Origin of the sequence: Moraxella tetraodonis, from assembly GCF_022359095.1 — a bacterium.
GTDB lineage: Bacteria > Pseudomonadota > Gammaproteobacteria > Pseudomonadales > Moraxellaceae > Faucicola > Faucicola tetraodonis.
The window spans coordinates 789,781-809,448 of sequence record NZ_JACSYB010000001.1 but is presented as its reverse complement, the minus strand read 5'-3'; the positions used below and the strand labels follow the sequence as shown (position 1 = coordinate 809,448).

Here is a 19,668-nt window from a genome sequence, read left to right as displayed (position 1 = left end):
GCTAATTCCTTACACTGATTGCCCATTGGTGGTCTTAACCGGTTGATACACTTCAACTTTTCTGCTGTTTGCAGATGAAGGTACGCCCGTTGGGGACAATTGTTCTTCAGGCGCCACATTGTTACCAATTTTGGCTTCAAATTCTGGTAAAAAGTATTTTAACGCACTTTGTAATGGCTCAACCGCACCCGGTGCGTGGGCGCAGAAGGTTTTACCTAACCACAAATCTTTGGTCAATTGGCGCAGCACGTCAATATCGACAGGTTGACCATTGCCTGTATCGATGGCATGCAAGGTTTTGACCCCCCACGGCAACCCATCACGGCAAGGCGTACACCAACCGCAGGATTCACGGGCAAAGAATTTTTGCAAATTGAGCGACAATGACACCATATCTTGCGATTCATCTACCACCATAATCAAGCAGGTACCTAAACGGCTACCTGCTTTCATGATGGGTTCAAAGTCCATTGGCAGGTCTAAATGCTCGTCACTGGCGGTTAAAAAGTCGGTTGATGCACCGCCTGGCAACCAAGCTTTTAATTTACGGCCGTCTTTCATGCCTTTGGCATAATCAAAAATAATTTCGCGAGCGGTAGTACCAAATGGCAGTTCCCATAGCCCTGGCTCATTGACTAGACCTGAGCAACCCATGATTTTGGTGCCCGGGTTTTCTGATTTGCCTTGTGCCAAGCCTTTATACCATTCTACGCCATGCAGCATAATGCCCGGCATGTTGTTTAAAGACTCTACGTTATTGACCACAGTGGGACGACCCCATGCCCCTGATACTTGTGGGAAGGGTGGCTTGGTACGTGGATTGGCACGGCGACCCTCAAGCGAGTTAATGAGCGCCGTCTCTTCACCACAGATATAACGACCTGCACCGGTATGCACATGTATATCAAAGCTATAACCTGAACCTAGAATGTTATCACCCAAATAACCTTTGGCACGGCATTCATCCAATGCATTATTCAAGCGTTTCGCGGCTTCAATGTACTCACCACGGATAAAAATATACCCTGCGGTTGCACCAATGGCATAACCTGAGATAATCATCCCTTCAATCAGCTGAAATGGTAGGCGCTCCATCAATAGACGGTCTTTAAACGTGCCTGGCTCCATCTCATCTGCATTACAAATCAAGTAACGGGGTCCGCCATCCGGTGGCGTCATAAAGGTCCATTTAAGACCTGCATTAAAGCCTGCACCACCACGTCCACGCACGTTGGCATCTTTAATCATGTTGCCCACTTCTTTGGCAGATTTAGCCAAGGCATTTTTTAGACCTTCAAACCCTTTTAGGCTTTCATAGGTTGCCAAATCTAGCACTGAGTCATAATGCGCCAAACGCCAAGTCAGCGGCTTGGTCTCACTGGTGGCTGTCGCTTTATCACCATAAATAGGAATGCTTTGCTCGCCCAATTGACTGGGTGATTTGCCAATTTTTCGATTATTAATTTGACGGGTTATATTCATGCGTATTGCTCCAGCAATTCAGCAATCTCTTCAATTTGGACAGGACCGTAGGTATCTTCATCAATCAAAACCGCTGGACCCTTATCACAGTTGCCTAAACAACAAATGGGTAACAGGGTAAAACGATTGTCTGGGGTGGTTTGACCAAAACTAATGCCTAAAGTGCGCTCAAAAGCTTGACCTAAACTCTCTGCACCTACCAGATAACAACCAATTGAGTCACAGACCAAAATCACATGACGACCAACCGGTGAGCGGTAGATACGGTTATAAAACGTTGCAACCCCTTCCACATCGGTGACTGGGATTTTTAAGATATTAGCAATCGCGTTGACTTGTGCATCATCCACCCAGCCGTTACGGCGTTGGACAATTTTTAGCGCATCAAGGGATGCCGCGCGGCTTTGTGGGTAATGATGCATAAATTCATGAATGTCGTGAATTTCTGCTTCGGTTAGAATGCTTGCGACATCCACCTTTGGGGTTTTATCAGTTACAATCTTCATCGGTGGTTTTCTCCTAACGGTCAACGTCTGCCATAACAACGTCAATCGACGCTAGATAAATAATTAAGTCAGAAACCAAGCTACCATTAATGACTGACGGCATTTGCTGTAAATGCGCAAAGGTCGGTGTACGAATACGGGTACGGTAACTCATGGTTGAGCGATCAGACGTAATATAATAGTTGGTAATACCTTTCACTGCTTCCACCATAAAGGAGGACTCGCCTTCTGGCATGACAGGACCCCACGATACTGAAATAAAGTGGTTAATTAAGGTCTCAATGTCATTTAAGGTGCGGTCTTTGGGTGGTGGGACAGCCAGTGGGTGATCGGCTTTGTATGCCCCCATTGGCATGTTGTTAAGACATTGCTCAATGATACGCAGTGACTGACGAATCTCTTCAATTTTGACCAAACAGCGGTCATACGCATCGCCATTAAACTCAATGGGCACTTCAAAATCAAAATTTTCATAGCCAAGATAAGGGCGCGCTTTACGCACATCGTAAGGGATACCTGTGGCACGTAGACCATGACCTGATACGCCCCAAGCCAGTGCAGATTTAGCATCGTATTGGGCAACGTTTTGGGTACGCAGTTGTAGCACCTTGTTTTTCATGGTGGCTTTGACGTATTCATCGATACGTTTTGGCATCCAATCTAAGAATTCACGAACCAGTTTGTGCCAGCCGTTTGGCAGGTCCATCGCGGTACCGCCGATACGAAACCATGCTGGGTGCATACGATAACCGGTTACCGCTTCAATCACATCATACGCTTTTTGACGGTCGGCGAACATATAAAATACTGGCGTCATACCGCCCGCATCCTGAATGAAGGTGCCCCAGTACAGCAAATTATTGGTGATACGGAAGAACTCACTCATCATGATACGAATGGTATTCGCGCGGTCTGGTACCGTAATACCTGCCAGTTTTTCCACTGACATGATATAGGGTAATTCATTCATCACCCCACCAAGATAATCGATACGGTCAGTGTAAGGAATAAATGAATGCCAAGTTTGGCGTTCGGCGATTTTTTCAGCGCCGCGATGGTGATAACCAATATCTGGGATACAGTCGATGACCTCTTCACCGTCTAGCTGAAGCACAACGCGAAAGGCACCGTGCGCAGAAGGGTGGTTAGGACCCAAGTTTAGGAACATAAAGTCTTCGTCACGGCCACTACGTTTCATGCCCCACTCTTCTGGGACAAATCGTAGGTTCTCCTGCTCAAACATCTGCTTGCCTTTATCGAGATAATAAGGCGGTACTTCAGTCGCACGAGAGGCGTATTCTTTACGCAATGGATGACCTTCCCAGTATTTTGGCAACAAAATACGGGTTAAATGGGGGTGACCATCAAAGGTAATACCAAACATATCCCACGCTTCGCGCTCATACCAGTTGGCATTCGGCCAAATACGGGTTGCCGTTGGGATGTGTAAATCAGCTTCTTTGAGCGCCACTTTGATGCGGATATCTGTGTTGCGCTCTAACGACATTAAGTGATAGAACACGGTGAAATCACTGTCAGGCAAGGCATTGCCATCTCTGTCTTTACGATGTTGGCGTAAGCGCTCATCAATCGCTGAAATATCCAGTAACATCACGTAAGGCTGTGGCAAGGTACGAAGGTACAGGAGTACTTCGATGACCTGTTCACGGCTGACCCAAATAGTGGGAAAAGCGTCAAAGGTTTTTTGTACAACAAACTGTCCCTCAAACTTGCGATTTAATTCTGCAATCACTGCTGGGACATCAGTTTGTGCTTGATTATCAGTTACCGTTACCATGAGTGGCACTTTCCTCATTCACAATTATTAAGAAGGTAGTTGAATACCTTTTTTGTTTTGAACGCAATTCGATAAGCTGTTACTTAGCGAAAATTCATCCTAAATCTATCCAGAGACTGATTCTAGCATTAATCAATCTCTAGCATTAATCAATATTATCTGGGCTGCGTAGATTTTTCACCGCGATGCGCTCGGCTTGTTTACGGTCACGTTCTGGCTGCATGACAGGTTGGTAGATACCTTGGTCATTGACATGAATACCGAGTGGACGACGTTCTTTAGTAATCGATTCTTGCAGCAGCATGATGGCTTGAATCAAAGCTTCTGGACGGGGTGGGCAACCAGGGATATACACATCGACAGGAATGATTTTATCAACGCCTTGCACCACTGAATATACATCGTACATACCGCCTGAATTGGCACAGGCACCCATTGAGATAACCCATTTAGGCTCAAGCATTTGCTCGTAGAGACGCTGAATAACAGGCGCCATTTTTATAAAGCAAGTACCTGCCACAATCATCACGTCAGCTTGGCGTGGTGACGCGCGAATAACCTCAGCGCCAAAGCGCGACAAGTCATGCACGCCTGTTAATGTCGTTGCATACTCCACATAGCAGCACGAGGTGCCAAAGTTAAATGGCCACAATGAATGCTTACGACCCCAGTTTGCAAGGCTATGGGTCAAATCTTCTAATCGTGTCATGACGACGTTTTTATTGACTTCCTCTTCGTCAATAATTTGACGGGTTTGGGCGGGAAATCTGTCGGCATCTGGATTGGCTTTGGTTAATGTATATTTCATAATGCTCGATCACCTTGATTTTTAAAGCAGGATTTCGCTCTATGTCACTACAAATGCAAAAGACCTTGCAACATAGATTGCAAAGTCGGGTTCTTATTTTATCGCGTTATTGTTTGGGTTTTGGTTCATTGCGCCAGACAACTGGGCAGGAATTTTACCAGTAGGGTCAATTTCTAACTCTTCAACACCATTAAAGCGAGTAATATCCGCCAGATTAAAGCCCGCAGGCGCTGCAGCCAAACGTTTTGGTTTTGGCTTTTTGTCTGCAGGTGACCAGTTCATCGCGCCCAGACGCATTTCATAGACCAGGCCAACAAATAAAATAGCAATGAAGATGGCAGCTGCGGTAAAACCAAGCCAGTTGACTTCACGCACACTCACTGCATACGCGTATAAGAATACAGCTTCTAAATCGAAAATAACAAAGAAAATTGCAACCAAATAGAACTTGGCAGATAGGCGGATGCGTGCCGAACCTGCTGACACCACGCCTGCTTCGAATGTTTCTTGTTTTTGAAAGCCTTTAGAAGTACCACCTAACAATCTTGGTACAACAAGCATGAAAATACAAAGTCCTATGGCTGCCAAAATAAATACAATTGCAGACCAATCAATGACTGGAATCATGAGGATACTCCTGGGCAATACGACTAACCGTTACGTGGGTTATGCACTTCAAGTTGGGACGATATTTTTGATACTTCCACCAAGCCCGTCTGGCTCAAGCGCAATATCACAAAGACGATGGCAGATAACTTCTTAAGAACTATTTTCCTTAAGATTACCTCGTACCAGCTAACAAGCTGCCCCGCTGCACATCCATTGATCATTATTGTAATCGGTGAGTGATTGGCTAGTTACTAAACAGGCTAGTCAAATATATTGCTAAAACCACGATGAAAACCTAATATAAAGTAGCATTACATCACTTTATAAAAATGCGTATTTTAACAAAAGTAACTATATATTGCTGTTAACTGGCTAAAGCACGGATAGTTTACTCATTTTATGTAAAAAATGCTAGTAGCACGCTTCAATCTTCCGGTAATTAACCGTTAATTAAATAGCAACACTTTAGCAAAAAAACCCTGCCATAAGCAGGGTTTATCAGCCAAAAATCATTTAAATAAGGTATTTAATGAAATGGTTAAATACCTTATTGGTTAATCACATCAACGCCTTTAGGTGGTGTGAAGCTAAATTGATTACTGGCAATTGAGGTATTGCGTTTTACATTGGAGAATCGAATAGTAGTGGTTTGTCCCAAATTATCATTTAATACCATCATGACAGGATTACCGCTATTAAAAGCGATGCCTAAGCTTTTAAAATTGGCATTGCCATTTTTTGGATAGAGCACGTAATAATTTTTTGAAGCAATCGGCTGGGTCACATTAAAACTATTGGCGATTTTGCTAGGGTCGCCTGATAAAATCAGTGCTGGTGTATCCCCTACTTGATTACTCACGCTTTGCTTGGTCGCTTGATTTAAATCTTTATCATACACCCAAAGCGTATTGCCATTGGCAACAATCAGTTGCGATGCCGTACCATCAATCTGCCAACGAAACTGGTTTGGACGTTGCACAGCCATGGTACCTGAGAAATTCTTTGATGCTTTACTTAAGCCCTTGCCACCTGCGCCAGAGGTGGTTTGACTAAAATTAGCGGTCATGCTTTTGACATTTTTAAGTAGGTTGTTTAAGTTTTTTGCCGCAGTTGCTGAGTTGGCGACAGCGGCGTTGGCTGATTGCATGGCGACTGTCATCGGCATACTGGTAATCAATAATGCTGATAATGTACCGGTGGCTAATTTATTGATAATTTTATTGGTAGATGTTGTCATGGTAGGTTCCTCATTCAATAAAAATTGTTAAAAGTTTAGAAAAAGTATTCAAAAATATATCAGCCTAACAGGCTAATCAATAAATTAAAAATTAAAAATTAACAAGTTAAGCTAAATTTGCTGACAGGTATTGTCGCTAAATTTTTCTTACCCTACTAGACGCCCCATGCAATGATTGTTGTTGAAGTTGTAACAAATGTAACAATAGCTGAGTGCTAAGAAAGTTTTGACTAGGCACTGGCTTAGCACTGACTGGGCAATGCCAAGATATTGAAAACCATCTAAAACCCGTTAAGAGACTTGACTATAAGCAATAAAAAACCCAATAAGTGCGACTTATTGGGTTAATTTGTTTAACAACAAGCTGAGTGATTATTCAGCTGCGCCTTCAACAAATACGTAGCGACGATTGAATTTACCTTTAACAGCAAATTTTACGACGCCGTCAGTTAAAGCAAATAATGTATGGTCACGACCCATACCTACACCTTCACCTGCGTGAAATTCTGTACCACGTTGACGTACAATGATGTTACCAGCAACAACTTGTTGACCGCCAAAGATTTTTACGCCAAGCATTTTTGGGTTTGAATCACGACCGTTACGGGTAGAACCTGCGGCTTTCTTATGTGCCATGTCGATGTCTCCTAGAGATTAATGTGTTTGAAATAGTCAATTAAGCAGTGATTGCTTTGATTTTTAACAAAGTATACCATTGACGGTGACCTTGTTCTTTATGATAGTGTTTACGACGTTTGTGTTTTACAATACGTACTTTCTCGCCACGACCATGTTCTACTACTTCAGCTTCGACCACTGCACCGGCAACCACAGGTTGACCAATTTTGATATCGCTGCCATCAACGACCATTAAAACGTCTTCAATTTTGATGGTATCGCCTTTTTCAGCTTTTAGCAATTCAACTTTTAAAAATTCATCTTGAACGACGCGATGTTGTTTACCACCACTTTTGATTACTGCATACATCTTGATTGCTCCAATAAACCCGTACACCGTGGCTACCAAGGGCGATAACACTTCTACGACGGATACACAGGGAAATATAAGGTCGCGATTTTAACGTTTTTAGTGTTTAAAATCAAGTAAAACTTCACGGATGCGGGTGCAATTTTGGCTAATAAATTATTGCGCGTTTCTCAACGCAGTGCCCGCGCAGTAATACAAGTCGCCAATAAAAATACACAGCTATAACTTACACAAAAAACGGCAGTATGGTATGATTTTGCCGACTTTCACCACAAGCCAAATTTCACGAATTTTCACTCCGAGCTTTGAGCCAACCTATGCTAGACAATCAACAATTAAATCCTACATCCACTGCTATCAATGCGGTTACCAAAGACAGTAACAGCACGCCTGTCACCTATCAGCAGATTCAATCTATTATCGCTGACGATTTCGAGATTATGGATAAGCAGGTGTATGGCAGTCTAAGCTCAAAAGTCAAACTGGTCATGTCGGTGAGTCAGCATGTCATCAACGCAGGCGGTAAGCGTATGCGTCCGCTGATTTCGCTGCTTTGCTCACGCATTTGTAACGATCAGCCATCACAAGCTGCCATGCATTTGGGCGCAATCACTGAGATGCTGCATACCGCAACGTTAGTACATGACGATGTGATTGATGCGTCAGGTATGCGCCGCGGTAAGCCGACCGCGAATGCAACGTGGGATAATGCAACGGCTGTACTGGTCGGTGACTATCTGATTGCCCGTTCATTTAATCTTTTGGTGGGTTTTGGCTCATTGCCGTTATTGCAGTTATTCTCAGATGGCACCTGTGATATCGCTGAAGGGGAAGTATTGCAGCTACAACATCAGCATGACCCCAAAGCCACCGAAGCTGATTATATGAAAATCATTGACGGTAAAACCTCTCGGCTATTTATGATGGCAAGTCAAGGTGTGGCTATTTTGGAAAATCGCCCTGAATACAATGACGCCTTCGCCAAATTTGGTCAGCACTTTGGTAATGCCTTTCAAATCATTGATGACGTGCTCGATTTTGTCGGCGATAGTGAGGTGCTCGGCAAAAACGTGGGTGATGATATCGCTGAAGGCAAGCCAACCTTGCCGCTGATTAAAGCGCTTGAAATGACCACGGGCGCTACGCATGAAAAATTGCGGATTGCCATTCAGACGGGTGAAGTAAAAGATACCCACGAAATTATTGAGATAGTCAAAAACAGTGGTGCTCTGGCGTATTGCCGTGACAAAGCGATGCAAGAAAGCGAAATTGCTAGACAAGCCGTGCTGACCTTACCAGATTCAAAATATCGCCAAGGTTTACTCGATTTGATGACGCTTGCCAGCCAAAGGTTATATTAACGTCATTAATCATTCATAAACCTTTGCTAAATTGAGGCGAAAAATCCCAAATTTGCCATGACTGACCACCCAATCAAATTTAAGCCTTCCAAACACGCGGATTTTATGCAAGCGGCTAAGGTGCGCACCCCAAAGTATAAATTCTATGTGGAAGTCGGTGGCGACCCTACTCACCCTGCCATTGTACTGATCATGGGTCTAGGCGCGCAAAGCTTGGTATGGCCCAATGAATTCTGCTATGCGCTAATCACTGCTGGATTTCGGGTCGTGCGATTTGACAATCGCGACATAGGCAAATCCAGCAAACTTAAGCACAAAAAACTGACTCCCGCTCATGATTCACCCATTTATAAAGCCAAATTGCTGGGCAGATTTGGACTGGGTTTACCGCTTAAAAACCTGCAAACACCGTATGATTTGTACGACATGGCAGAAGATGCCTATCAACTGCTCAAAATGTTGGGCATCAAAAAATACTTTGTGATTGGTCAATCGATGGGCGGTATGATTGCGCAAATCATGGCGGTGCGTTATCCCCACCAAGTAGAAAAATTGGGACTATTATCCACCAGTAACAATCGACCCTTTTCGCGCCCACCCGCCATTGAAGCGATCAAGGCCTTTACCCAGCCACTACCCAAAAGCCAAGATGCTGACGCATTGACCCAGCAGTTCGTGCAGACCATCAAAACCATCGCCAGCCCCGATTACTTTGATGAACAAGCGGCATTGAGCAAAGCTAAAAAACTGTTTAAACGGCGTTTTTACCCAAAAGGTACGCAGCGGCAGTTACTGGCGATTTTGGCGACGGGGTCACTGGTCGATATTGACAAACAAATCCACCAGCCCACCCTCATCATTCATGGCAAACAGGACAAACTCATTCCATTTAGTCATGCCTATTCGCTTGCCAAGCATATTGCGCACAGTCACTTGATACTCATTGATGAGCTTGGTCACGACATGCCACTTGCGCTGACAGAACAACTGGCAAGCCAGTTTATCGCGCATTTTAGTTACAATGCGCCAATCAATTGATTGTGATGCGAAAATTAACTCATTGTGATGATAAGCATTTGCTCCCATTCAACCTTTAAATCGGCTGGGATTGGCAAATCTTTTTCAAAATAGTATTTAAAACTTGACATCAAGATAGTTGCCATCATGGTGGCTTGGTAATCAATCGCCTCCGCCGTTAAATAATCTGTCGCCTTTTGTTTTTTAGCCAGTTCAATAAAGTTTTGTTTACCCATCAAAAACATATCATGATAAAAATTGTGGTGTTGGGTACGGATTTTCCACAGGGCAAGCATCTGTTGACGGCGTTCAAACAGTTTTTGTGAATGATTTTCCATAATCATTTGTAGCATTTGACTATCGGCATTGAGCCTGTCTTGAAATAGCTGGCTGACTTCCTGCTTGAAATCATCAATCATCTGCCCTGCCAAATCACCTTTCCCACTGTAATATTTATAAAAAGTAGCACGATTGACTTTGGCACGCTCCAAAATTGCTTGGATAGCGATATCGTTGTACTCCTGCTCGGACAACAATATAATAAAGGCTTCACGGATGGCTTTATGGGTTTTGACAACACGTAAATCAGGTGACTTGTTACGACTTAAAGTCATGGGGAAATGCTTCCTTATTAAAAAAATCTATCAATGGCTTTGAAATTTTAAAATTTTTATCGATACAAATATTTAATAATTGTTGCTTAAACACTTACTTTGTTTAATATTGTCGGTTTCCCAATTGGAGATTTTTTTTTAAAATAACCGCTGCCGATAACTGGTAGTAATTTAGCTATCTTTTAGTTATCCTAAAGTTTTGTATCTTATCGTAAATATTGCGACAAAAATGTCGCATTTATTTTATAATATTTTTTTTAAAATCCCCTACTTTTTATGAGGTTGGTATGAGATACCCAGTGTTGTTCATGGTGTCATTAGCGAGTTGTAGCTTATTAGTCGGGTGTAATAAGTCAGACACAGCAGCCCAGCAACAAAGTGGCGGCGGTGCAGCAGGTGCACAGGCGCAAATGCCACCCACGATAGTTAATGTACAACCTGTAACATTCCAGACGATTCCACTTACCAAAGATTTATCAGGTAAAGTTGTCGCCTATCAACAAGCCACCGTTACGCCGCAAGTGTCAGGTATTATTGACCGCCAGTTGTTTCGTGAAGGCACTTTTGTCAAACAAAATCAGCCGTTATATCAAATCAATACCGATAGCTACACCAGTGTACTTGCCGGTAGTCGCGCAAGCCTTGACCAAAGCCTTGCCAGTGTCAATACCGCAAAAGCCAACTATAATAATGCCTTAGCGGTGCTAGAAACCCGCCAAGCCGAACTGGCGCTGGCTCAAACCAATTTAAACCGTCTAAAACAGCTACGTGGTACTGAGGCTATCTCAAGTCAAGAATATGACCAAGGGGTGACCGCCGTGCGTACCGCTCAAGCAGCGGTTAAAAATGCGCAGGCGCAAGTCGGGGTGGCACAAGCCAATATTGATGCCGCCCAAGCAGCGGCTCGCGGCGCACAACAATCAGTGAATAGCAACCAGCTCACGATGAGCCGTACCGTGGTTAAAGCGCCTATTAGTGGTATCACCAGTCGCTCAAATGTCAATGTCGGTGCGCTTGCCACCGCGGGCACGACACAGATGGTAACCGTCTCGCAGCTTAATCCAATTTATGTCGATATCAGTCAATCATCTGCCGAGTTATTGGCGCTTCGTCAGCAGTTTGCGGCTGGTAAACTTAGCACACCACGTACCGCACAGGTTCAGTTAAAGCTCGCTGATGGCTCAACCTACCCGATGGTAGGGCAACTTCGCTTTGAAGAAGCTAAAGTGGATAGTACCACAGGCACGGTCAATCTACGCGCGGTATTTAGCAATGATAACTTTGTGCTGTTGCCCGGGATGATGGTGAATGCCCAGTTGATTCAAGGTATTATCAATAATGCCGTATTATTGCCACAAAGTGCCATTAATCGTACAGCCAAAGGTGAATCAACCGTGTATGTGGTTGACGCTAATAATAAAATCCAAGTACGCCCAGTTACGGTTCAAGGTACCCATCAAGGTCAATGGATTGTCACTAGCGGTCTAAAACAAGGTGAGCAAGTGGTGATGGTTGGCGGCGCCAAAGTCAAACCAGATCAGCAAGTCAAAGCCATGCCATATGTGGCGTCGCAGCCAGCCTCAACCGCGGTACCGACCAATGCTTCTACCACGAAGACTACCAAAACGACCGTAACAAATAGCTCAACTACCGCCAAAACTGCGCAACCATAAGCACGGGAGATATCATGTCACGCTTTTTTATTGATAGACCCATCTTTGCTTGGGTGATTGCCATGCTCATCATGCTGATGGGTATCTTAGCAATTTTTAAATTACCGATTGAGCAGTATCCACGTATTGCCCCACCTACCATTAGTATCTCAGCAACTTATCCAGGTGCCGCTGCCCAAACCATTGAAGACTCCGTCACGCAGGTGATTGAACAAAAAATGAAAGGGCTTGATGGATTGATGTATATGTCCTCAAGTTCATCATCAAGTGGCGCTGCACAAATTACCTTGACCTTTGAGAATGGGACAGATCCCGATACAGCACAAGTCCAAGTCCAAAACAAACTGCAATCTGCCATGAGTTCGCTGCCAGAGATGGTGCAGCGCATGGGGGTCAACGTCGATAAGTCCACGAGTGGCTTCTTGATGGTACTGGCGATGACATCTGAAGATGGCAGTATGGATCGTGCCGATATTGCCGATTATCTCAACTCCAACGTGGTTGACCAGCTCAGCCGTGTCGAGGGTGTAGGTAACGTCAATGTGTTTGGCTCTGCGTATGCCATGCGTATTTGGTTAGACCCTGAAAAACTTCGTACCTATGGCTTAATACCCTCGGATATCACCAGCGCAATTCAAGCGCAAAACGCGCAAGTATCAGCCGGTCAGCTAGGACAAACACCCACTGACGAAGCCCGTCAAGTCATTAATGCGACAGTGACTGTGCAGAGTTACTTACAAACCCCAGAGCAATTTCGCAATATTTTGCTTAAAAGTAACACAAATGGCGCGCAAATTCGCTTGGGTGATGTCGCCAAAGTGGAAATTGGTAGTGAAAGCTACAGCCAAATTGCCCGCTACAATGGCAAGGATGCGGCAGGTATCGGTATCTCACTGTCATCTGGCGCCAATGCTTTAAGCACACGTGATGCCGTAGAAGCCAAACTTAAAGAGCTTGAACCTAATTTTCCTGCGGGCTTAAAAGCCTCGGTTGCTTATGACACCACGCCATTTGTACGTTTGTCGATTGAGGAAGTGGTCAGAACCCTTGTTGAAGCGATTGCACTGGTATTCTTAGTGATGTTCTTGTTTTTACAAAGCTGGCGCGCAACGATTATTCCTACGTTGGCAGTACCTGTGGTAATACTGGGTACGTTTGGTATTTTGTACGCATTTGGCTATAGCATCAATGTGTTGACGCTGTTTGCCATGGTGTTATCCATCGGTCTGTTAGTCGATGACGCGATTGTCGTGGTCGAAAACGTTGAGCGTTTGCTGGAAGAAAATCCAGACATGACGCCACTGGAAGCCACCCGTGAATCGATGCGCGAAATCAGTAAAGTGGTCATTGGTATTTCCTTGGTTTTGTCGGCGGTATTTTTACCGATGGCATTCTTTGGCGGCTCAACCGGGGTGATTTATCGCCAGTTCTCAGTGACGCTTATCAGCAGTATGGTACTATCCGCCCTAGTTGCCTTGATTTTCACCCCTGCCCTATGTGTGACTATCCTCAAACGCACTAAAGCCCATGACAAACACAGCGGGCATCAGACCGGTTTCTTTGGCGCATTTAACCGTATGTTTATGCGTCTTAGTAAAGGCTATGAAAGCTTCGTGGGTCGCAGTATCAAAATGCGCTGGCTGTATATGATTCCTTATGCCTTGGTGATTGCGGCATTGGTGTTCTTATTTACCCGTATTCCAAGTTCGTTTATTCCCGAAGAAGACCAAGGTGTGCTGTTTACATTGGTGCAACTGCCTGCCGGTAGTACCCAAAATCAAACGCAAGCGGTTATGGAAAAGGTCAACGCCTATTATAAAACCCAAGAAAAAGACCTTGTAGAATCTGTATTTATGGTCAATGGCTTTAGTTTTGCCGGTCAAGGGCAAAACATGGGATTGGCATTTGTGCGCTTAAAAGATTGGGATGAGCGCCCGGGTAAAGAAAATACCGCGCAATCGATTGCCAAACGTGCCATGGGTTATTTTATGACCCAAATCAATGAAGCCCAAGTATATGCCATTTCACCGCCTGCTATTCAAGGTTTGGGTACGGCAACCGGTTTTGATCTGCAGCTACAAGACTCCGGCAACTTAGGTCATGAAGGCTTGCTGCAAGCCCGTAACATGCTACTGGGCATGGCGGCGCAAAATAAACAAGTCACGGGTGTGCGTCCAAATGGACAAGAAGATTCACCCCAATACAAAGTCAACGTCAATTATGATGCTGCTGCGGCTATGGGTGTCGCACCGAGCGTGATTAACAGTGTTCTTAGTACCGCTTGGGGTAGTAGCTACGTCAATGACTTTATGGATCGTGGTCGTATCAAAAAAGTCTATATGCAAGGTGAAGCTGAGAGCCGTACCACCCCAGAGGATATCAACAAATGGTATGTACGTAACAGTGACAATCAGATGGTTCCGTTTAGCTCATTTGCTACCGGTGAATGGCAGTATGGCTCGCCGACCCTTACGCGTTATAACAGCTTGTCATCGATGAACTTACAAGGTAACGCAGCGCCGGGATTTAGTACCGGTCAAGCGATGGCAGCAATGGAGCAAATGATTGCCAAACTGCCAAAAGGCATCAGTTATGAATGGACAGGTTTATCCTTAGAAGAGAAAAAATCTGGCGCTCAAGCACCGATGCTGTACGCGATTTCGATTTTCGTGGTGTTCTTATGTTTAGCCGCGCTGTATGAAAGCTGGTCAATTCCCTTTGCAGTGCTACTTGTTGTGCCACTTGGGGTATTGGGTGCTGCACTGTTTACCGGTTTACGCGGCCTTTCAAACGATATTTATTTGCAAGTGGGTCTGCTGACCGTTGTCGGTTTATCAGCCAAAAATGCGATTTTGATTATTGAATTTGCCAAAGAACGACAAGATTTGGGACATAATCTATATGATTCGGTTACGGTCGCTGCTCGCCAACGATTACGCCCGATTATTATGACATCATTGTCGTTTGGTGTTGGTGTGGTGCCCTTATTCTTGGCAACGGGCGCAGGCTCAGGTAGCCAAAATGCGATTGGTACGAGTGTGTTAGGCGGCGTGGTCAGTGCAACTATCCTAGGGGTATTCTTTATCCCAGTGTTCTATGTGTGGATACGCTCACTGATTAAAGGTAGCAAACCGCATGACCCCAATGATGGTAATGATGGTGACTTACAACCCGTATCACCTTACTCGCCTAATCCTGCTGAACCTGTCGCTGTCACTCAGCCCACGCAGGTGAGTATCTACAAGCCTGATGACAGTTCACAATCCAACCATCAATAAGACATAAATGGGTAAACATTTTACCCATTTAATCTTTTACAATAACAAACACATTATGTTTATACAGGTAAGTTATATGGATTCTACCTTTCGCCTAGTACCCCTGACCGCTATAGTAGCTACTCTACTATCGCTCAGCGCTTGTCAAACGATTCCAAAAGCCAAAACTGAGCCTGTCGTGGCGCAGCCGCATATCGCAATTAATCAGCCTTATGAAACCTACGACAGTCAGACCGTCAGCGGCACCAATCAGCCGAGCATCGCGTCTCAGCGTTGGCAGGACTTTTATAGTGATGCCAAGCTAAAACAACTGATTCAATTGGGGTTAGACAACAACAAAGACATCAGTGCCACGATTTTGGCGATTCAAAAAGCCCGCGCACAGTACCAAATCCAAGACATCGCCGATGTGCCCACTATCAATAGTTCTGGCTCATATTCTTACGGTGCGACAAACTCAAGAGATGCGAATCCTAGTAGTACTTACAATGTCGGTCTGGCAATGTCAAGTTACGAGTTTGACTTTTGGGGACGTATTGCGAGCCTCAAAGATGCCGCCTTACAAAATTATCTTGCCACCACTGCTGCCAAAGATGCCGCGCAAATTAGCTTGATTAGTAACATTGCGCAAAGCTATGTGGCATACAGCTATAGTCTGGCACAACTGCAACTTGCCAAACAAACCTTAGCCACGCGCCAGGATTCACTTCGCATTAACCAGCTGCGTTTTAAAGCAGGTCTTGATTCGCAGCTAAGTACCGTACAAGCCCAAGCTGCAGTTGAAGCCGCCAAAGTGTCTATCGCCCAAGCACAAACCAATTTGTTGACCAACCAAAATGCCCTGCGCTACCTAGTAGGCGCCCCTGTGGATAATAGTCTACTACCTGCAGCGGGCATTAGTAGCATCACCAATAATCGTATTTTTGGCACGGGCTTACCCAGTGATTTGTTATTGTATCGTCCTGATTTGCGTCAAGCGGAATATAACTTAAAAGCCGCAGGCGCAAATATTAACGCCGCGCGCGCTGCGTTTTATCCAACCATTAGCCTATCGGGCAATGTGGGTGCTGCCAGCTCAAGCTTAGGCGATTTGTTTAAAACAGGCGCATTTAGCTGGGGTTTTGGACCGAGCGTGAGCTTGCCGATTTTTGATGCAGGTCTACGTAAGGCCAACTACCAAGTGAGTGAAATCGAGCAACAACAAGCGCTAAATACTTATGAAAAAGCGATTCAAACCGCTTTTAAAGAAGTCAATGACGTATTTGCCAATCGCGCAACGTTAAATCAGCAGTTGACCGCGTACAACCAGTCGCTCGCTGCTAACCAAAAATACTATCAAATTGTTCAAGCCCGCTTCAAGGCAGGTCTGGACAATTATTTGGGCGTATTAGATGCACAGCGTTCGATTTATAGCAGCCAACAAAGTATTCTAAATACCAAGCAGTCGCAATTGCTCAGTCAAATTCAGCTTTACCAAGTTTTAGGTGGTGGGGTGAGTCGCGATGTGCCACTTGACAAACCCACAGAAAAACATACGAATTTCAGCACCAAGTTGTCACAGGTTGCCAATAATGCCCAGCAAAAAATTACTGATGTAGCCCATCAGCCTGCCCAAGTGACTACTAAAACGACCTCAACAACGACCACTACAACCACCGTCCAACCCTAATACATTAGAGCTCACGCCTTCTTAGATTAGGTATAAGCTGTTATAGTAAAAAACCCACATCACTGTGGGTTTTTTACTATAAATGGCGGTTTTAAAATGCATAACTGGCGATGCCATGCGCGATGGGTTTTCCTTCATCATTGACCAACATCATCCGCGTGGTGCAGCCTTTGCGCCCCATACGAATTACTTCGGCTGTGACCATAAACTCATGACCGCGCCCAGGGGCTAGATAATCAACACGCAAATCGACGGTTGCCATGCGTTTGATTTTTTTGGTCTGCTCTTCAAACGTGCCTTGGTCACGACGATAGATTTCCAGCATGCCTTCAAGCCCACCTATGGTATCTAATAGCGTCGCCGTCATACCGCCATGCAAAATCTCAAAATTTGGATTGCCGATGAGGTCGGGATTGGACTTGACCTTGCCATATACTTTGCCATCTTCATAATGATAGGTAGTAAAGGTATGCGCCACAAATGGGCTTTGGGACATGATGCTGGCGAGCTGCTGCCCTAGCACATCAATACTAGGTTTGCTGATAGCATGATGCTCACTGTCTTCATTGAGCTGCAGTTGCGACTCGTTTGCCAAATCAGAATGCTCGTCATTTTCTTTAGACGTCATGTCAGTCATGTTAGTGCTGTCAGTCGATGACTGAGCGGCTAATTGATTGGCATTTACAGGGTTTAAACTCACGGCGCCCTCCATGCGTAAGTAGATTGTGGTAAGATAGCTTTTTAAAAAATTATCATTCTAGCAAATTTTGCTTATTTAGCCTTATACAATTTCTGCGTTACTTGATAACGTTATTTGATAATAAGTGTCACTCGATAACAAGAGGTCTTCATGAGTTATATTTTTAACCGTTCATTCCCCAATACTCGCTTACGTCGCCTACGTTACAACGACAATATCCGTGCCATGGTGCAAGAAACTAGCATTGAACCCAAGCATCTGATTGCGCCCGTGTTTATCATTGAGGGTAAACAGCAGCGCCAAGCTGTGGCGAGCATGCCAGGCGTTGAGCGTTTGAGCGTGGACTTGCTAATCGAGTATGCCAAGCAACTACTCAGTCTAGGTGTCACCACCATTGATTTATTCCCTGTCATTAGCCCAAGCCTCAAATCGCTACAGGCTGAACACGCCTATGATGAGAACGGTCTTGCCTGCACTGCTATCAAAGCAATTAAAGATGCCTTACCTGAAATGGTGGTGATGACTGATGTGGCGCTCGACCCCTATACCACCCATGGTCAAGACGGTATTGTCGACGACAATGGCTACGTGCTCAATGACATCACCGTTGACATCCTCGCCAAACAAGCCCTGAGCCATGCCCGTGCAGGCGCAGACATCATCTCACCAAGCGATATGATGGATGGTCGTATTGCCGCGCTTCGTCAAGCATTAGATGGAGAAAATTTTATTAATACCGCCATTATGGCGTATTCTGCCAAATACGCGTCTGCGTATTATGGACCGTTTCGGGATGCAGTCGGCAGCGCAGGCAACCTTAAAGGCGGACACAAAAAACAATACCAAATGGATTTTGGTAATCGCGCCGAAGCTCTGCATGAAGTCGCCCTCGACATCCAAGAAGGCGCTGATATGGTGATGGTCAAACCGGGTCAGCCTTATCTTGATTTGGTACGCGAAGTCAAAGACACGTTTGGTGTACCGACTTATGCGTATCAAGTATCAGGTGAATATGCCATGCACATGGCAGCGATACAAAACGGCTGGTTAAGCGAGGACGTTATTTTGGAATCGCTGTTAGGGTTTCGCCGTGCAGGTGCCGACGGTATCTTAACTTATTTTGCAATGGCAGCCGCCCAAAAGCTCAATCAATAATGTTATAAAACTTGTTTAAAACTAAAGGCGACACTGGTTTTTACATCAGTGTCGCCTTTTTTGTGATGTTACACTCGTTAACTTAAAACCAGCGAGTACGCTAACGAGTTTGATAAAAAGTTACCTAATGTCATACAGAATAACAAATCTGCTAACTTTTATTATTTTTTTATCCATTTATTTACTAAATATAAACTTAGTTAATCAATCAATTTCATGCACAATAAGTGAAAGTAAAGAAGCTAAAGCAAAAATACTAATTCTTATTTATCTATTTACCCGTATTCACTAAGCTTACTAATTTTATACGAGCCTTTTTTGGCGTCATTTTTAGCGTTTTGTAATAATTGATTACTTTTTGGCATTAAATTTTTGAAAAAAATAAGCAGATAATGGGGTTAATAACAAATAAAAGACGAGAGTGGTATCTGCTAGCTGATTAATCGAGGATAAGATGATGAGTAATGAACCAATTTCTAGTAGTTCAATTTCTAATAGCCCACTCAAAAACGCCATGATGGCAGTGGCTATGATGTCATTTTTGGCACTCAGCTTTAAACTGTCAAGCGATTTGACAACGGATACTCAGCCATCGATAAGTCCGACTGATGCGGTTGTTAGTACCTTAAATCAGCCGAGCCAACAGGTGGTATTGTCTACCCATAATTAATATATTGTTATCAATTTAATTAACAGAAGATGCGATGCCGCATCTTTTTTTTATGGCAGTCATTGACGACCACCGGCTTATGGATTATTGCACGGATTAATTC

17 protein-coding genes are annotated in these 19,668 nt (G+C 44.4%); 7 read left to right on the top strand and 10 right to left on the bottom strand.

Annotated features, from left to right (window positions below; all coding sequences use genetic code 11):
* Positions 1–9 precede the first annotated feature (9 nt).
* From nuoF to rplU, 8 genes are all read right to left on the bottom strand, one after another.
* Complete coding sequence (gene nuoF, locus H9W84_RS03615; RefSeq protein WP_239741718.1) at positions 10–1,482, bottom strand: NADH-quinone oxidoreductase subunit NuoF; 1,473 nt, start codon at positions 1,480–1,482, stop codon at positions 10–12.
* Positions 1,479–1,988, bottom strand: a complete 510-nt coding sequence (gene nuoE / locus H9W84_RS03610) for an NADH-quinone oxidoreductase subunit NuoE (RefSeq protein WP_138019186.1) — start codon at positions 1,986–1,988, stop codon at positions 1,479–1,481. The genes nuoF and nuoE overlap by 4 nt, the downstream gene beginning before the upstream one ends.
* A gap of 13 nt (positions 1,989–2,001) precedes the next feature.
* The gene (gene nuoC / locus H9W84_RS03605; protein WP_404935798.1) at positions 2,002–3,804 is read right to left on the bottom strand and encodes an NADH-quinone oxidoreductase subunit C/D; all 1,803 of its coding nucleotides are present in this window, start codon (positions 3,802–3,804) and stop codon (positions 2,002–2,004) included.
* 127 nt (positions 3,805–3,931) lie between these two features.
* Positions 3,932–4,594: a NuoB/complex I 20 kDa subunit family protein gene (locus tag H9W84_RS03600; RefSeq protein WP_239741716.1), complete on the bottom strand. Its 663-nt coding sequence runs from the start codon at positions 4,592–4,594 to the stop codon at positions 3,932–3,934.
* A 93-nt stretch (positions 4,595–4,687) separates the two neighbouring features.
* Positions 4,688–5,221 carry an NADH-quinone oxidoreductase subunit A gene (gene ndhC / locus H9W84_RS03595; protein WP_275579715.1) on the bottom strand — a complete coding sequence of 178 codons (534 nt, stop codon included), beginning with the start codon at positions 5,219–5,221 and terminating at the stop codon, positions 4,688–4,690.
* 529 nt (positions 5,222–5,750) lie between these two features.
* Positions 5,751–6,440, bottom strand: coding sequence for an outer membrane lipoprotein periplasmic chaperone LolA (lolA, locus tag H9W84_RS03590; RefSeq protein ID WP_239741714.1), 690 nt, complete (start codon positions 6,438–6,440; stop codon positions 5,751–5,753).
* A gap of 372 nt (positions 6,441–6,812) precedes the next feature.
* A complete protein-coding gene (gene rpmA, locus H9W84_RS03585; protein WP_036591251.1) occupies positions 6,813–7,076 on the bottom strand; it encodes a 50S ribosomal protein L27 in 264 nt (87 codons plus the stop codon).
* A 40-nt stretch (positions 7,077–7,116) separates the two neighbouring features.
* On the bottom strand, positions 7,117–7,428 hold the full coding sequence (gene rplU / locus H9W84_RS03580; RefSeq protein WP_062334263.1) for a 50S ribosomal protein L21: 312 nt from the start codon (positions 7,426–7,428) through the stop codon (positions 7,117–7,119).
* Positions 7,429–7,868: 440 nt separating this feature from the next.
* Between rplU and H9W84_RS03575 the strand changes: the two genes are divergently transcribed.
* Together H9W84_RS03575 and H9W84_RS03570 are read left to right on the top strand one after the other, a co-directional pair.
* The gene (locus H9W84_RS03575) at positions 7,869–8,789 is read left to right on the top strand and encodes a polyprenyl synthetase family protein (protein ID WP_239743617.1); all 921 of its coding nucleotides are present in this window, start codon (positions 7,869–7,871) and stop codon (positions 8,787–8,789) included.
* A 57-nt stretch (positions 8,790–8,846) separates the two neighbouring features.
* On the top strand, positions 8,847–9,827 hold the full coding sequence (locus H9W84_RS03570; protein ID WP_239741712.1) for an alpha/beta fold hydrolase: 981 nt from the start codon (positions 8,847–8,849) through the stop codon (positions 9,825–9,827).
* A gap of 14 nt (positions 9,828–9,841) precedes the next feature.
* On the opposite strand, the gene H9W84_RS03565 is transcribed toward H9W84_RS03570, so the two are convergent.
* Positions 9,842–10,420 (bottom strand): TetR/AcrR family transcriptional regulator, encoded by a 579-nt coding sequence (locus H9W84_RS03565; RefSeq protein ID WP_239741710.1) that lies wholly within the window; start codon positions 10,418–10,420, stop codon positions 9,842–9,844.
* A 287-nt stretch (positions 10,421–10,707) separates the two neighbouring features.
* Between H9W84_RS03565 and H9W84_RS03560 the strand changes: the two genes are divergently transcribed.
* The 3 genes from H9W84_RS03560 to H9W84_RS03550 all read left to right on the top strand — a co-directional run bounded on the left by H9W84_RS03560 (position 10,708) and on the right by H9W84_RS03550 (position 17,040).
* Positions 10,708–12,093 (top strand): efflux RND transporter periplasmic adaptor subunit, encoded by a 1,386-nt coding sequence (locus H9W84_RS03560; RefSeq protein WP_239741708.1) that lies wholly within the window; start codon positions 10,708–10,710, stop codon positions 12,091–12,093.
* Between the two features lie 14 nt (positions 12,094–12,107).
* Positions 12,108–15,371, top strand: coding sequence for an efflux RND transporter permease subunit (locus H9W84_RS03555; RefSeq protein WP_239741707.1), 3,264 nt, complete (start codon positions 12,108–12,110; stop codon positions 15,369–15,371).
* 76 nt (positions 15,372–15,447) lie between these two features.
* Positions 15,448–17,040 (top strand): efflux transporter outer membrane subunit, encoded by a 1,593-nt coding sequence (locus tag H9W84_RS03550; RefSeq protein ID WP_239741705.1) that lies wholly within the window; start codon positions 15,448–15,450, stop codon positions 17,038–17,040.
* Between the two features lie 91 nt (positions 17,041–17,131).
* Here the strand turns inward: H9W84_RS03550 and H9W84_RS03545 are convergent, their stop codons facing one another.
* Complete coding sequence (locus H9W84_RS03545) at positions 17,132–17,740, bottom strand: thioesterase family protein (RefSeq protein ID WP_239741703.1); 609 nt, start codon at positions 17,738–17,740, stop codon at positions 17,132–17,134.
* A gap of 150 nt (positions 17,741–17,890) precedes the next feature.
* Here H9W84_RS03545 and hemB point away from each other — a divergent pair, with 150 nt between their 5' ends.
* Positions 17,891–18,895 carry a porphobilinogen synthase gene (hemB, locus tag H9W84_RS03540; protein WP_239741701.1) on the top strand — a complete coding sequence of 335 codons (1,005 nt, stop codon included), beginning with the start codon at positions 17,891–17,893 and terminating at the stop codon, positions 18,893–18,895.
* A gap of 457 nt (positions 18,896–19,352) precedes the next feature.
* Positions 19,353–19,565 carry a hypothetical protein gene (locus H9W84_RS03535; protein WP_239741699.1) on the top strand — a complete coding sequence of 71 codons (213 nt, stop codon included), beginning with the start codon at positions 19,353–19,355 and terminating at the stop codon, positions 19,563–19,565.
* The last annotated feature ends 103 nt before the right edge of the window (positions 19,566–19,668 follow it).